Genomic DNA, 14,778 nt, shown 5'->3' with positions numbered 1-14,778 from the left:
TGACGTTTTTTGGCTAAAAAACCGCTATTTTCCCCATAATGCTTTGTGGCTAGTGGGAAACCCGCGATAATTTTGAACTGATTTTCGAAAAAAGTCAGTTTTTGAAGAATCTCCCATTTTTCTCCCATAACGGGGCGCAATCAAAGATATTGCACTCAATAAGATTGCTTTGTTACCTATTACGTATTGGTAATATTTCCCGAATTAGGCTGACATTCGGGGCACATTATAAAGCTTTCGGGGGAGGAATTAATGTCTAAAGCTATTTCGACAATGTTGGGCGGGGCACTATTGTTGACTGGTGTGGCCTCTGCTGCGCAAGCCGGGGGGCTTGAGCGCGGAGGCTACAATTACGATCTGCTGTTCAGCGAAGATCGTTTCGCCTCTGAAGCTGGCGTGATCTATGTCATGCCTGATCGCAAGATCAAGAATGCACAGGGTCTTAATGCAGGTGGCAAATCTTCTGTCAGCGAGACCGAAAATTACACCATTCCTCGCGTCGGCGTTAAAGTTGGCATCACTGAGGATTTCGATTGCTTGGCTCAGTATAGCCAGCCATGGGGAGTTCATACCAACCCAGGTGACGATTGGAAGGGCTCCAACCAGAACATCGAAACCAAGATCGAAAGCCATGATTATGGTTTGACTTGCTCTTACAAGTTCGATGTTGGCAAAGGCTTCCTCCGCGCACTCGGTGGTGTTTCTTACCAAAAGGTCGAAGGTTTCAAAGAGCGGATGGTTACACCCGCGTTCCGGCGGCTTGGTTTTGACGGTAACGGCCTGCTTGAACTCGAAGGTGATGGTGTAGGCTGGCGTATCGGTGCTGCTTACGAAATTCCAGAAATCGCATTGCGCGCAAGCTTGATCTACAATGCCGAAGTTGATCTCGGTGACGTTGAAGGCACTCTCGATCTTACTGATCTGCCAGCAGGAATTCCTGGCACCCCGGCACTCTTTGGCCGTGTGACCGATGTTTACGGCACGGCAACCATGCCGCAATCTTTGGAATTCAAAATCCAAACAGGTATTGCGCCCGATTGGCTGGCTTTCGGTTCGGTTAAGTGGGTTGACTGGAGCGTTCTCGAAGTCGTGTCATTCTGCCCAATATCCACAAGGGGTGCAGTTTCCTGCGGACCTAACTCACCTGCCAAGGCGACATCGATCGATCTTATGTTCCGGGATGGCTGGACGGTTGCTGCAGGTGTTGGTCACAAGTTCAACGACCAATGGAGCGGTCAGGTTCAGGTTTCCTGGGACCGTGGAACTTCGACAGGCTTGACCACTCAGACAGACACATGGTTGCTGTCGAGCGGCGTTTCCTGGTCGCCTAACAAGAATGTTGAACTGCGCGTAGGCGGTGCAGTTGGTATGCTCACTTCCGGTTCGTACGGTCCGACAAAGTGCACCGTCAACACTGGCTGCGGCAATGATGCCAAGTATGATTTCGGCGATGACTTCGTGTCAGCGCTGTCGATCTCAGGCAAGCTGAAGTTCTGATCACTGCTTAACGAAATAGCGAAAGAGCCCGGCAAAGATGCCGGGCTTTTTTATTGGTACCGTGGCTTCCTTGGTCAATGCCTGCATTTGATCGATGGCCACCTGTGCCCGGGGGAAACCGTAGCGGCAGACAGCGTCCGGCATCCATGCCGGTTTGTGTTTAGGCATCACTTTTTGTGACGATTCGGCAACAGTGTGGCCAGGATGATTCACACAGCGCTTTCGGCAGCCAAATTTGCCCATTTTGCGCCACAAACCCGGAGCACCTCGATAAGGCGGTAACCTTTTAGAGGTATAACGTCAGGCAATATTGCTGGCGTACCGTTTTGGGGTAATGATGGACGCGACACTACTTTCGCATGAAGCTTCGAAAAGCCACCACGCAGTGGCATATCGCAATTCTATTTTAGAGTTGCGATCATCGGCCATTAATCCAGACCTTGAATACTGGAACAATTCTGCAAAGCGCAGCCGCACTATTGCCGGAAATCTGCCCAACCATGGCTCAAATGATCTGAAATATTCTACAATTCCGTTGCGAGCCGCCATAAGGGTGTTGACTGGCGGTGTTGAAATCCGGTCTGCCGTTACGGCGCGCCTAGCGGCTGCGACAATGGCGAGCCCGAGCGAAGGAATTAAGCTGCCATGCTGATTGCTGATCGTTTTCTCGCTCCCATTGTGGGAATTGGTCTTTTTCTGAGCGCTATGACTCTGCCCTGCATGGCTTTTGATACCAAGAATGAGATGAACGAGGATTCCAGCCCTTTTGCTCTCTTCAAGTTTGGTTTTTCTGCCTACAAAAACGGTCACAAGGATGAGGCAGTCAAAGCCTTGCGTTTTGCCGCTGAAAAAGGCCATCAGGGCGCAAACTGGAAACTCGGACGAATGTATGCCGAAGGCGACGGCGTAAAAGAAGACGATTACGAAGCCTATAAGATGTTTGAGCAAGTCATCCAGGAAGGCGCTGATCAAGGCACCGAGAATGAGAGTTATGTTGCAGATGCGCTTGTAGCTCTTGCCGGATATGTAAAACGCGGCATCCCAAATTCACCCATCAATTCCAACCCAAGTGCCGCCCGCGATCTTTATCTGCAGGCAGCGTCGAATTTTGGCGATCCGGACGCACAGTTCGAACTCGGCAAAATGCTGATGCGCGGCGAGGGTGGCAGTGCAAGCCCCAATCAGGCAGCACGCTGGTTCCGGCTCTCAGCACAAAAGGGCCATGCCGGTGCTCAAGCGATGCTTGGCAATCTGTTGTTTCAGGCTGGCAAGACCGTTCGCGGGCTGGCAATGATGACGGCAGCGCTTGAACACGCAACCGGCAAGGATCGCATCTGGATCGGTGATATTCAGGAACAGGCATTTTCGATTGCGGATGAAGCGGATCGCCGCACGGCCATGGTTCTGGCTGGCGATATCGTAAAGACTGGCGATTTCTAATAGCTGTCAGCGCAAACCAAGTTCGATGAACTTGGCTTGAACCCATCGTCGTATCCGCATAGTGTTAAAATCCGCTCTAGACGATAATTATCGCGACCGGGACGTGATCCGAAGGCTTTTCCCAGGCACGGACATGTTTTTCTATGCTGGCAGATTCCAGACGATTGGCCGCTTCCGGTGACAGCATGAGATGGTCAATCCGAATGCCATTGTTCTTTTGCCAGGCGCCCGCCTGATAATCCCAGAATGTATAAGTTCCAGCCGCATCGGTCACGCTGCGCACCGCATCGGTGAAACCCAGATTTTCCAAACGGCGGAAAGCCTGTCGCGTTTCAGGTTGAAACAGCGCATCATTTACCCAGGATTCGGGATTGCGCGCATCGATAGGCTCAGCGATGACATTATAATCGCCGGCCAGGATCAGCGGCTCTTCGAGGCTCAAACGCTCCTCAGCCCATTTTTCCAAACGGGCCATCCAGCGCAGCTTGTAGGGGAATTTTTCCGTATCGATCGGATTGCCATTGGGCAGATAGAGCGAGACGACGCGCAACATGCCCTTTTCCGTTGAGAAAACCGCCTCGATAAAACGCGCATGGTCGTCCTCGTCTTCGCCGGGAAGTCCTCGCGTTACTTCTTCGGGCGAGGTTTTCGACAAGATAGCGACGCCATTGAAGCCCTTTTGTCCATTCGTCTCCACATGGTAGCCAAGCGCTTCAATTTCTTCGCGGGGAAAACCCTCGTCGACAGATTTGATTTCCTGCAAACAAACAATATCCGGATCGGACTCCCGCAACCAAGCCTTGAGAACCTCGATGCGGGCTTTGACGCCGTTGATGTTCCAGGTGACAATTTTCATGGGAAACACTTGGCTTTGCTGAGTTTTCGGTTGCGCAACGACCAATATAGGTCATTCTCATTAGTGGGGAAAACGATACTCGTCCGGTCATCAACCGGTCAAGCCATTGGGGGTATTTATGAGCAGTCCTTCACATATTCATGATGTTGATGCGGGCTTGCCCGTGCCCCGTCTTGCAGCCTTGGGCATTCAGCACGTCCTCGTCATGTATGCGGGGGCGATTGCGGTGCCTTTGATCGTAGGCCGCGCCTTGCAGTTAGCGCCTGCAGACGTTGCTTTTCTGATCTCCGCCGATCTCTTTGTCTGCGGGATCGTGACGATCATCCAGTCGCTTGGCGCAACCCAGTGGTTTGGGATAAAGCTGCCGGTGATGATGGGCGTAACATTCGCTGCCGTAGGTCCCATGGTCGCCATGGCCAATGCCAATACGGGGCCGGACGGAGCGCGGCTGATTTTCGGCGCCATTATCGGTGCAGGGTTTGTAGCAATGCTGCTGGCACCGCTTATGAGCCGTCTGCTGCGTTTCTTTCCGCCGGTGGTGACAGGCACGATTATCCTGGTCATCGGGGTTTCGCTGATGCGGGTCGGTATCAATTGGGTTTTCGGTAATCCCTTTGGCCCCACGGCTCCTAAAATTGTTTCTCCCGAACATGCGGCATGGCTTAAAACGATTACCGAGCTTGCCGCCGCGCCGGGTTCTGCTTTACCGGCATTGCCGCAAAAGCTGGCGCTTGCACCTTCGCTGCAAAATCCTGCTTATGCGCCGCTTTCGAATATTGCGATCTCCGCTGTTGTGCTTGCCTCGATCCTGCTCATTGCGCGCTTCGGCAAGGGGTTCATCTCAAACATTGCCGTGCTTCTCGGTATCGTCATTGGCGCGCTCGTGGCAACAAGTCTGGGCATGATGGGTTTCGAGAAAGTTGCTTCCGCCGGCTGGTTTGCAATCATCACGCCGTTTCATTTCGGCATGCCGATTTTCGATCCTGTGCTGATCATCACCATGAGTCTTGTCATGATCGTCGTGATGATCGAATCTACGGGCATGTTTCTGGCGCTTGGCGATCTGACGGGAAAGAAAATAACGCGGCCAATGCTATCAGCCGGACTTCGCACAGATGGTCTGGGAACAGTCATTGGGGGTATCTTTAACACGTTTCCCTATACGAGCTTCTCGCAAAATGTCGGGCTCGTAGGCGTGACCGGCGTCAAAAGCCGCTTCGTATGCGTGGCGGCCGGTCTGATACTGCTCATACTCGGGCTGATGCCCAAAATGGGCGCTCTTGTTGAATCATTGCCGCAATTTGTTCTTGGCGGGGCAGGGCTGGTGATGTTCGGCATGGTGGCAGCGACGGGCATACGCATATTGTCGAAGGTGGAATTCCAATCAAGCCGCAACAACCTTTTCATTGTGGCAGTGTCATTGGCTTTGGGAATGATCCCGCTGGTGGCCCCCGACTTCAAAATGTGGATGCCGCACGCCGTTCATCCCTTGATCGAATCCGGCATTCTTCTGGCATCGGTCTCGTCAGTTTTGCTGAATTGGTATTTCAATGGGGCTTTGGGGAGTGCCGACGATTTGCGCGAGGCGGCAAAAGGCGCTGAAGCTTGAGGGGAAATAAAAAAGGCTGTCGCGAGACAGCCTTTTGAAACAGCTTGAGAAGAGGCGAGCAGCCTAGACAGAGAAACTCGTGCCGCAACCGCATGAGGATGTGGCATTCGGGTTGCGGATTTGAAAAGACTGGCCCATCAGGTCATCGACAAAATCAATCTCCGACCCGCCAATATAGGGCAGTGAAATCGAATCGATCAAAACCTTTGCTCCCAATTTTTCGATTACGATGTCATCTGCATCCTGTGCATCGACCAGATCGTACTTATAGGAAAAGCCTGAGCAGCCGCCACCTTCGACAGAGATGCGCAGGGCGGTTTTGTCAGGGTCGGATTTTAAAATTGCCGAGATGCGCTTGGCCGCAGCGTCGGAGACAGAAACATTTACAACTTCGGTCATTCTTCACATTCCTTCGCGGAAACATCCGCCCGGCTCCAAAGACAGAACATCATCATGTCATGCCTTGCCATTCATTATACACCATAGCTAAGAATTGGCGACGGTGAAGTCAACGGCATGCGTGTTAATGGGTGGTACTGCTGTGCTCGCATGTTCCGAAGCATGCACAAGAAGGCGGGAAGTGAAATAATGTCGATGCAGGATGTGGGTTTTGGTTACAGGGAACGGGCATCTTATGCCAGCGATCCACAGCATAGCCGTGGGCGGCTCGTAGCTGAGAGCGAAAGTCCAACGCGCACCGTATTTCAGCGCGATCGCGACAGGATTATTCACTCGACGGCGTTTCGCCGTCTGAAACATAAAACTCAGGTTTTTATTGCCCATGAGGGCGACCATTACCGCACGAGGCTCACGCACACGATTGAGGTGGCGCAGATTGCCCGAGCCCTGGCTCGCTCAATGCGTCTTGATGAGGATTTGGCTGAAGCGATTGCCCTGGTACATGATTTTGGTCACACGCCCTTTGGCCATACCGGCGAAGACGCGTTGGATGAAAAGATGCGCGATTTTGGCGGCTTTGACCATAACGCGCAATCGCTGCGGATCGTAACCAGTCTTGAAAGGCGATATGCCGAGTTTGATGGTCTGAACCTGACCTGGGAGACGCTGGAGGGGCTTGTCAAACATAATGGCCCGCTAATGGATACCCAAGGGCGAGGCATTGGCCATCCTGTTCCGGCGGCGATCCTTGAGTATAATGCCCAGTTTAATCTGGAACTTGGGCATCATGCCTCTCTTGAAGCGCAATGCGCCGCAATAGCAGACGATATCGCTTATAATGCTCACGACATTGACGATGGGCTTCGTTCGGGCCTCCTATCCTTGGACGCTCTGGAAGATGTGGCAATAATCGGCGATATTTTGCGGGCTGTAAGGACAAAATATCCCAAACTTGATGAAGTTCGCACGACACATGAGATTGTCAGACGCCAGATAACCCTGATGGTTGAGAACGTTATAAGTCAGTCACAAGCCAATCTTGATCGTATCCAACCTCAAAAGATCGAAGACATACACAATGCTGGGCAAAACATTGTCGCCTTCACCGAGGCTATGAGATTGCAAGAGAAGGCACTGAAGACATTTCTCTACGACAATCTGTATTTTCACGAAAGTGTTCTAAGAGTGCGCAAATCGGCTGACAAGATTGTGAGAGATCTTTTTGAAGCCTATATGAATGACGCTCAAGCAATGCCGGAAGGCTGGAGGAACGAGCAAGTTCAGGCAGATATGCCCGCCCGCGCTCGCCTGGTTGCCGATTTCCTGAGTGGTATGACCGACACTTATGCTGTGCGCGAGCATCGCAGGCTGTTTGACCATACGCCCGAATTGTCCTAGAGCAGGCTCAACTTTGGCCATGAGGCCCCAGACTTTTCTATAAACCTCGAATGAGAATTACGTCATGAACATCTTCGCGGACTTCGATGCGCGGATTAAGAACGCCCTGCAAGCACTTGATTTGAAAACAACTGATGGTGCAGCAGTCGATCTGTCGCGCGTTGGCGTCGAGCCACCTCGCGATGCAAGTCATGGCGATATTGCAACCAATGCAGCGATGGTGTTGTCGAAAGCCGTCGGTCAGAATCCACGCGAACTTGCCGTTAAAATCGGTGACGCGCTCAAGAATGATCCTGATGTCGGCTCAGTCGATGTTGCAGGTCCGGGCTTTATCAATTTGAGGCTGAAAGACAGTTACTGGCAACAGCAACTCTCCACCATGCTGGATGCCGGACTCGATTATGGCCGGTCAAAGCTCGGCTATGGCCATAGGGTCAATGTCGAGTATGTTTCAGCCAATCCGACAGGTCCAATGCATGTCGGGCACTGCCGCGGCGCAGTGGTGGGTGATGCGCTGGCCAATCTTCTATCTTTTGCCGGTTACGAAGTTGGCAAGGAATATTACATCAACGATGCCGGCGCGCAGATCGACGTGTTGGCAAATTCTGTCATGCTCCGGTACCGCGAGGCTTTGGGAGAACAGATCGGTGAGATTCCTGCCGGTTTATATCCGGGCGACTATCTCGTTCCTGTCGGCAAGGCGCTGGCCGACGATTACGGTACGAAATTGCTCGAAATGCCGGAAGAAAAAAGCCTTGCGATCGTCAAGGACCGGACTATCGACGCAATGATGGCAATGATCCGTGACGATCTGGCTTCGCTCAACGTTCATCACGACATCTTTTTCTCCGAGCGGACGCTGCACGCCAATAATGCGAAGCTCATCCGCTCGGCCATCAATGATCTGACGCTGAAGGGGCATGTCTACAAGGGTAAGCTTCCTCCACCCAAAGGCCAAGTGCCGGAAGATTGGGAAGATCGTGAACAAACCCTGTTCCGCTCAACCGATGTTGGCGACGATATAGACCGGCCTTTGGTGAAGTCTGATGGGCAATTTACTTATTTTGCCGCCGATGTTGCCTATTTCAAAGACAAGTATGACCGGCATTTCGATGAGATGATCTATGTGCTTGGTGCAGACCATGGCGGCTACGTCAAGCGGCTGGAATCACTGGCGCGCGCAGTTTCGGGCGGCACGGCAAAGCTGACGGTACTGATTTGCCAGCTCGTCAAGCTTTACCGCAATGGCGAGCCGGTGCGGATGTCGAAGCGGTCCGGCGAATTTGTGACCCTGCGGGATGTGGTTGAGGAAGTTGGCCGCGATCCCGTCCGGTTCATGATGCTATACCGGAAGAATGATGCACCCCTTGATTTCGATTTTGCCAAAGTAACGGAGCATTCGAAAGATAATCCTGTGTTCTACGTTCAATATGCGTCCGCACGGTGCCATTCGGTGTTCCGGCAGGCGATTGAGCAGCTTGGCATTGGCGAAGTGGATCTGGCGGCGAGCGCGAAGCATTTCAATTTGCTGACCGACGAGAGTGAAATCGCGCTTATCCGCAAGCTTGCCGAATATCCGCGCATGATCGAAACAGCTGCGCTTCATCAGGAGCCACACCGGGTCGCATTTTACCTTTATGACCTTGCAAGTTCGCTGCATGGACAGTGGAATAAAGGCACTGAAAATCCGGACTTACGTTTTATTAAGGTTAACGATCCAAACTTGTCCCAAGCCAGGCTAGGGCTGGTTCAGGTTGTTTCGAAGGTTTTGGCGTCCGGTTTGTCAATTATTGGTGCGGACGCTCCGACTGAAATGCGCTAATAAGCGTAGAAATCCTGTCAACTTTTGCCCACATTGCGCTGGTATGGCCAATGCGTGACGTTTTCGGACGTCCCACAGTTGAGAGTACAGGATTAACGCCATGGCGGAAAACTATCTTCAGCGTTCTAACCGGCAGGATGATTCGCGATTCGGTATTGATGATCCTCTGATGGAGCTATCCCGCATTATGGGAACTCCGGAGCAGGATGAGTCACCTTCCGGGTCCAATGATGATTTTGCTCTGGATCTTGAACGCGAACTGATGGGAGGCTTCGATGATGAAGTCACCTCACAGTCCGCTTCGGCTGAATCAGATCGCAATCAGCAGAATAACGAGCCTGACGCTAGCGAATTTCAGGAGTCAATCGAGCGCGAGCTTTCGGCCATGCAGCCTGAGCAGCCTTACGATATTCCTGCGCAACCCGTCGCCGCTTACGAAGAGCCTGACTATGCGGATTATGAGCCGGAGACGGCTTATGCCGACAATGAAGCAGGCGAGGGTGTAATTTCAAATACAGGCGCTGAAGCTCCCGCTGCGCCAGTTGCGGCCGCGCCGGCGATCAGCCTTGAAGATGAATTGGAAACACTGCTTGCCGGATCGGCAAGGCCAGTTGTGCAGAGGTCTGCGAATGCATCCTGGGGATACGGTTCACGTTCCAATGTAGCCGGTCGCACGGAAGCAGCGCCGATTATCAGCCGCGCAACTGCCTACCAGCAGCCAGAAGCAGCGCCAGCGCCTGCTCCGGTCGCTTATGCACCAGCATCGCCCGCTGCTGCGTATGAGCCGCCTGTGGAGGAGATTGCTGCGCCGGTTGCTTATGCTGCACCAGAGCCTTCTTATGAGCCGCAGGTTTCCTATGCCGAGCAGGAAAATTCCGACACGGAAATCGAAGATGCTTTCAATGATCAGGAGCTGATGGCAGCGCTTGATGATTTTGAAGTGCCGATGGATGCCGAGGAAGAGCTTGCGCCAGTGCGGGAACAGATCGCCGTTCCAGTTGCTGCTCCTATTGCCGGGGTGCCTAAGGTTCCAGAAGTTCATGCCTTGAGCGATTATGCGGATGAACTCGATCGCGCCGCCAAGCCGGTTCAAGCACCTGATGTGGATACTATCGCCGTTACCGAAAGTCGGGTTGACTACACCGAGTCACTCGATCTTCCGATGGTGAACTACGAAGACGATGCTCCCCAGAACAATGGTCTCAACGAGCTGGAGAGCGAGTTTGCTGAAGTATTCGGCTCGATCGAATCCGACACACAGCACAATGATTTTGCTGCAGCGTCCAAGGAACAGGCACAGCCGGAACCTGCAAAGGACGAGTTTGCTGAAATCTATGCCGATGTCTTTGGCAATGAAGCCGAACAAAGCCGTTACAATGAAGCTGGCTATGCGGCTGCCGGTGTCGCTGCGGCAGGCGTAGCCGGAGCAGCATTGCAGGCTCCTGCTGCCTCGGCCCGTTATCAGCACGGTCCTGAGGACGATGCTAATTTCGGTTATGATCCGCGTCAGGATGATGTCGACATTGCAGCTGGAGCCTATGCGCAGAACGAAAACAGGCCACGCCGTAATCCTCTGTTCGTTCCGGGTGTGGCTGCTGCTGTGGTTCTGGTCGCTGTTGCGGGTGCGCTCGCATATAAGTGGACTGGCTCGACGGGTGGTGAACCCGTGGTCATCATGGCCGATAAGGCGCCGATGAAGGTTCAGCCAGAAGCAACGGCGAGCGCTGTCGTTCCCAATCAGGACAAGGCTGTTTTCGATAAGGATGCAACCGCTGCTCCGGTAACGCCCAAACAGGAGCAATTGGTAACAACGCGCCAGGATCCTGTTGATCTTGCAGCCGATGAGGACGATGAAGTGCCAATCGCCGACAAGGTTGACGCGCGTATCGACCCTGCCGATCAAGATCTGGCGGCAACTGAGCCAGCTCCGGAACGCAATGGTGCACTTGCACCGCGTAAGGTTCAGACAATGGTCGTCAAGCCGGACGGAACGATGGTTGCCTCCATTACTCCTGACGCGCCGCCGGCAGGCACTGGTGCCGCCGCTGCTCCCGTGGAACGTCCCGGCAACACAGCAACGGGGCCTGTCTCAGCGGATGATCCTGTTGCTGCACTTGCGGGAGGAGATCCGGTTGAGCCGGAACCAGCGCTTGCGCCAGAAGCGCCAGCCGCTGCGGCACCCGCTGCTCCAAAAGCTCAAGTTGCGGCCAAGCCGGTAGAAACGAAGAAGATCACACAGGAAACAGTCGCCTCGGTTGCGCCGAAAAACGTTCCCGTGGTGGAATCGCGTCCTGCGGAACAGCCGCTCGATATTGTTGATCGCGTGCCAGCCAAAAATGCTCCTGCACAACAGGTGGCTTCGGCTGCACCTGCTGCTGGAAGCTATTTCATCCAGGTTGCTTCGCAGCCAAGCGTTGAGGGTGCGCAGAAGACCTATGCATCGCTGTCGCAGAAACATGCGGGCGTTATTGGCGGACGCGGTGTCGATATCAAGCAGGCCGAGATTGCAGGAAAGGGCACATTCTATCGTGTACGTATCCCTGCCGGCTCGAAGAGCGACGCGGTGAATTTGTGCTCCAAGTACAAATCCGCAGGCGGAAGCTGCTTTGTGACGCAATAGACCGAACAGACAAAAATAAGAGAAAAGGCGGCCAGTGGCCGCCTTTTCTTTTTGTGCATTGAAGCAGTAGACTCCCAATATGAGCGAATCAAAAGCATGGATTGCCGGTACCACCGGCCTGAAACTGACTCCGGATGAGATTGCGTTTTTTCGCGATGAACGTCCTTGGGGTTTTATTCTTTTTGCACGCAATGTGAGCGAAGCTGCACAGATCGAAGATTTGTGCGCGCATTTGCGTGATCTGGTCGGGCGCAATGATGCGCCTGTGCTAATCGACCAGGAGGGTGGACGTGTGCAACGTTTACGCCCGCCATTGGCCCCTGATTATCCATCGGGTTCGGCGCTGGGCGCTCTCTACCGCGAAAATGAGGAGAAGGGGCTGCGGGCGGCTTGGCTTTTGTCCCGCCTGCATGCGTTTGATCTATTGAAGCTTGGCATTGACGTGGATTGCCTGCCAGTGCTGGACGTGCCGGTGGCAGGTGCCAATGATGTGATCGGTACGCGCGCCTATGGCAAGCATCCGGACATTGTAACAGCCATGGGCAGTGCGGCAGCAGAAGGATTGCTGGCGGGCGGCATGCTGCCGGTCATGAAACATATTCCCGGTCACGGCAGGGCCTTTGCTGATACGCATCACGAGCTACCGACCGTTGCGACCGGGCTGGATGAACTGGCTGAGCATGATTTTGCGCCCTTCAAAGCGCTATCGCATCTGCCAATGGCCATGAGCGCTCATGTGATCTTTTCAGCGGTCGACCCTAAATATCCGGCTACGACGTCTGGTAAGGTGGTCGAAGAGATTATCCGTGACTATATAGGCTTTGACGGGCTTTTGATGAGCGATGACGTCTCCATGAATGCACTTTCTGGGGATTACTTCGACCGAACCAAAGCAATCTTTGCGGCAGGATTGGATATGGTGCTTCATTGTCACGGGATTATGGAGCAAATGACGGCGGTTGCCTCATGCACTCCGGAGCTGCAAGGCAAGGCACTCGAACGGGCGGTAAAGGCCATAAAATACAAACGGAAACCCGACGCTTCCAGTGAAGAAGAGCTCAGGGACGAATTCCGCAGCATGTTCGAGGCGGTTGTATAAAGTGCGATAACAGGGAAGCGAGACAGGTTTGGCAGTTAGCGAAAAAAACATGAATGGCAACAAAGCAGCTCCAATGGAGGCGCTTTGGGAGAGCCAGGTTGATCGCGCTGCCGGCGAGCCTTCCCTTGTCATCGACATTCAAGGGTTTGAGGGGCCGCTTGATCTTTTGCTGCATCTTGCGCGAAATCAGCGCGTCGATCTGGCGCGAATTTCTGTTGTTGCCCTTGTTGAACAATATCTCGTGTTTATCCGGCAGGCACAGGCCCTTCGCCTTGAACTGGCGGCTGATTATCTGGTCATGGCCGCCTGGTTAACATATTTGAAATCGAAGCTGCTCATCCCGAAAGCTCCGGGTGAAGAAGGTGAAAGCGGCGAAGAACTGGCCGCCACTTTGCAATTCAGGCTGAAACGGCTTGAGGCAATGCGCGACGCGGCGATGAAGCTTATCAACTGCAATCGTCTTGGCCGTGATGTCTTTCCCCGTGGCATGCCGGAAGCTGTTATTGTTGATCAGACAAATGCTTACTCAGCCACGCTATATGAGCTTCTGACTGCCTATGCTTCACAAAGGCAAAAGCGCGCGACCTCGCATGTGCAGATTGCGCGGCGTTCCGTCTGGTCGCTCAAGGATGCTCGGGAAATATTGATGCGTCTCGTTGGCGAGATGAAAGACTGGACCGCGCTGGACCAATATTTGCTGGAATTTATTACGACTCCGGCAGAACGTGCTTCGGCAATAGCAAGTTCTTTTGCTGCAAGTCTTGAAATGGTCCGCGAGGGACATCTGGAAATCCGCCAGACGGGCGCTTTCAAACCGATCTACCTCCGCAACCGGCCGGAAGAACCAATGAAGGATGTGGTCAATGGCTGATCCTGCAAATGACGATGTCAAAATTGACAGGCAAGAGGCTGAGGACAACTGGAATACGGCAGTCAAAACATCAGACGCGTTGCGAATGGTTGAGGCGATCCTGTTTGCATCGGCGCAGCCTGTAACAGAAAAAGCCCTCAAAGAGCGCCTGCCATCGGATGTTGACGTTGCGATGTTGCTGGGAGAGTTGCAGGAAATATACTCCAATCGCGGTATAAATCTGCGGCAGGTTGGTGGTGCGTGGGCATTCCGCACTGCCGCAGATCTTGCATTCCTGATGAATCGCGAGGCTGTACAGCTCAAGAAATTGTCGCGGGCAGCTCTCGAAGTGCTTGCTATCATTGCCTATCACCAGCCGGTAACGCGTGCGGAACTCGAAGATATTCGCGGTGTTGAAACCTCCAAGGGCACGCTTGATGTGCTGATGGAAACGGGCTGGATCAAATTCCGGGGGCGTCGCCGCACGCCCGGTCGCCCCATAACTTATGGAACAACAGCCTCGTTCCTCGATCACTTCGGGTTACAGGAAGTACGCGATCTGCCCGGCATAGATGAGCTGCGCGGGGCAGGGCTGCTTTCCGCCCGCATGCCAACCAATTTTGCAATTCCTGTGCCTTTCAACGATCCGGACGAACTGACCGAGGATGAAGATCCTTTGACAGATATCGATCTGGAAGAACTGGGCCTTTTGACACCTAAGGTTGAGCAGGAGTGACATTATTTCTCGCCACATTTGCGGCGGATAGTCCCTTAAGGCAAAATTCGTACCTCGCAAATCAATTCGGGCTTGCGCTGGGTTTACGCGAATGTGAAAGAACAAAAGCGACTTGTGTTTGAAAAGCACGGGGAAAAAGCTTAGATCAGCTCAAACCACTGGGCGAATGTGAGGGTAAAATGGGTAGTTTTTCAATCTGGCACTGGCTTATCGTGCTTGCGGTCGTGTTGCTTCTCTTCGGACGCGGCAAAATTCCTGAGCTGATGGGCGATGTTGCCAAGGGTATCAAGAACTTCAAAAGCGGCATGAGCGACGAAGATGCTGCGGACGCCAATAATTCCAAGACCATTGACAACACGACAAGTGAGCCAGTGAATTCAGTCAAGGAAAAGACCAAGAAGTCTTGAACGGTAAGGGCGGGAGCCTTGCCCTGCGCGTGGCTGAATGGCCGC

The 14,778-nt window shown here is 53.3% G+C and carries 13 protein-coding genes; 10 read left to right on the top strand and 3 right to left on the bottom strand.

Features of this window, described 5'->3' with window-relative positions; genetic code table 11:
* Nucleotides 1–252: 252 nt before the first annotated feature.
* The gene (locus tag AC6CHM_RS04130) at nucleotides 253–1,497 is read left to right on the top strand and encodes an OmpP1/FadL family transporter (RefSeq protein ID WP_115052910.1); all 1,245 of its coding nucleotides are present in this window, start codon (nucleotides 253–255) and stop codon (nucleotides 1,495–1,497) included.
* On the opposite strand, the gene AC6CHM_RS04125 is transcribed toward AC6CHM_RS04130, so the two are convergent.
* On the bottom strand, nucleotides 1,498–1,740 hold the full coding sequence (locus AC6CHM_RS04125) for a hypothetical protein (RefSeq protein ID WP_336440007.1): 243 nt from the start codon (nucleotides 1,738–1,740) through the stop codon (nucleotides 1,498–1,500). It abuts the gene before it with no gap.
* 402 nt (nucleotides 1,741–2,142) lie between these two features.
* Here AC6CHM_RS04125 and AC6CHM_RS04120 point away from each other — a divergent pair, with 402 nt between their 5' ends.
* Nucleotides 2,143–2,937 carry a tetratricopeptide repeat protein gene (locus AC6CHM_RS04120; RefSeq protein ID WP_115052913.1) on the top strand — a complete coding sequence of 265 codons (795 nt, stop codon included), beginning with the start codon at nucleotides 2,143–2,145 and terminating at the stop codon, nucleotides 2,935–2,937.
* Nucleotides 2,938–3,013: 76 nt separating this feature from the next.
* Here the strand turns inward: AC6CHM_RS04120 and xth are convergent, their stop codons facing one another.
* Nucleotides 3,014–3,793 (bottom strand): exodeoxyribonuclease III, encoded by a 780-nt coding sequence (xth, locus tag AC6CHM_RS04115; RefSeq protein WP_498172085.1) that lies wholly within the window; start codon nucleotides 3,791–3,793, stop codon nucleotides 3,014–3,016.
* Nucleotides 3,794–3,911: 118 nt separating this feature from the next.
* On the opposite strand from xth, the gene AC6CHM_RS04110 reads away from it, so the two are divergent.
* Nucleotides 3,912–5,402: a nucleobase:cation symporter-2 family protein gene (locus AC6CHM_RS04110; RefSeq protein WP_498172083.1), complete on the top strand. Its 1,491-nt coding sequence runs from the start codon at nucleotides 3,912–3,914 to the stop codon at nucleotides 5,400–5,402.
* A 63-nt stretch (nucleotides 5,403–5,465) separates the two neighbouring features.
* Here the strand turns inward: AC6CHM_RS04110 and erpA are convergent, their stop codons facing one another.
* On the bottom strand, nucleotides 5,466–5,801 hold the full coding sequence (erpA, locus tag AC6CHM_RS04105; RefSeq protein WP_115052915.1) for an iron-sulfur cluster insertion protein ErpA: 336 nt from the start codon (nucleotides 5,799–5,801) through the stop codon (nucleotides 5,466–5,468).
* Between the two features lie 189 nt (nucleotides 5,802–5,990).
* On the opposite strand from erpA, the gene AC6CHM_RS04100 reads away from it, so the two are divergent.
* The 7 genes from AC6CHM_RS04100 (at nucleotide 5,991) to AC6CHM_RS04070 (ending at nucleotide 14,733) form a co-directional block, all read left to right on the top strand.
* On the top strand, nucleotides 5,991–7,199 hold the full coding sequence (locus AC6CHM_RS04100; protein ID WP_498172081.1) for a deoxyguanosinetriphosphate triphosphohydrolase: 1,209 nt from the start codon (nucleotides 5,991–5,993) through the stop codon (nucleotides 7,197–7,199).
* 64 nt (nucleotides 7,200–7,263) lie between these two features.
* Nucleotides 7,264–9,021 carry an arginine--tRNA ligase gene (gene argS / locus AC6CHM_RS04095; protein WP_115052917.1) on the top strand — a complete coding sequence of 586 codons (1,758 nt, stop codon included), beginning with the start codon at nucleotides 7,264–7,266 and terminating at the stop codon, nucleotides 9,019–9,021.
* 100 nt (nucleotides 9,022–9,121) lie between these two features.
* Nucleotides 9,122–11,641: an SPOR domain-containing protein gene (locus AC6CHM_RS04090; RefSeq protein WP_498172078.1), complete on the top strand. Its 2,520-nt coding sequence runs from the start codon at nucleotides 9,122–9,124 to the stop codon at nucleotides 11,639–11,641.
* A gap of 79 nt (nucleotides 11,642–11,720) precedes the next feature.
* Complete coding sequence (nagZ, locus tag AC6CHM_RS04085) at nucleotides 11,721–12,740, top strand: beta-N-acetylhexosaminidase (RefSeq protein ID WP_498172076.1); 1,020 nt, start codon at nucleotides 11,721–11,723, stop codon at nucleotides 12,738–12,740.
* Nucleotides 12,741–12,768: 28 nt separating this feature from the next.
* Nucleotides 12,769–13,611 carry a segregation and condensation protein A gene (locus tag AC6CHM_RS04080; protein ID WP_498172075.1) on the top strand — a complete coding sequence of 281 codons (843 nt, stop codon included), beginning with the start codon at nucleotides 12,769–12,771 and terminating at the stop codon, nucleotides 13,609–13,611.
* Nucleotides 13,595–14,326, top strand: a complete 732-nt coding sequence (gene scpB, locus AC6CHM_RS04075) for an SMC-Scp complex subunit ScpB (protein ID WP_370878826.1) — start codon at nucleotides 13,595–13,597, stop codon at nucleotides 14,324–14,326. Before AC6CHM_RS04080 ends, scpB begins: the two co-directional genes overlap by 17 nt.
* 179 nt (nucleotides 14,327–14,505) lie before the next feature.
* The gene (locus AC6CHM_RS04070) at nucleotides 14,506–14,733 is read left to right on the top strand and encodes a twin-arginine translocase TatA/TatE family subunit (RefSeq protein WP_115052922.1); all 228 of its coding nucleotides are present in this window, start codon (nucleotides 14,506–14,508) and stop codon (nucleotides 14,731–14,733) included.
* The last annotated feature ends 45 nt before the right edge of the window (nucleotides 14,734–14,778 follow it).

Source organism: Phyllobacterium sp. GQ127, assembly GCF_059758635.1.
This window is presented reverse-complemented; position numbering and strand designations above follow the sequence as displayed.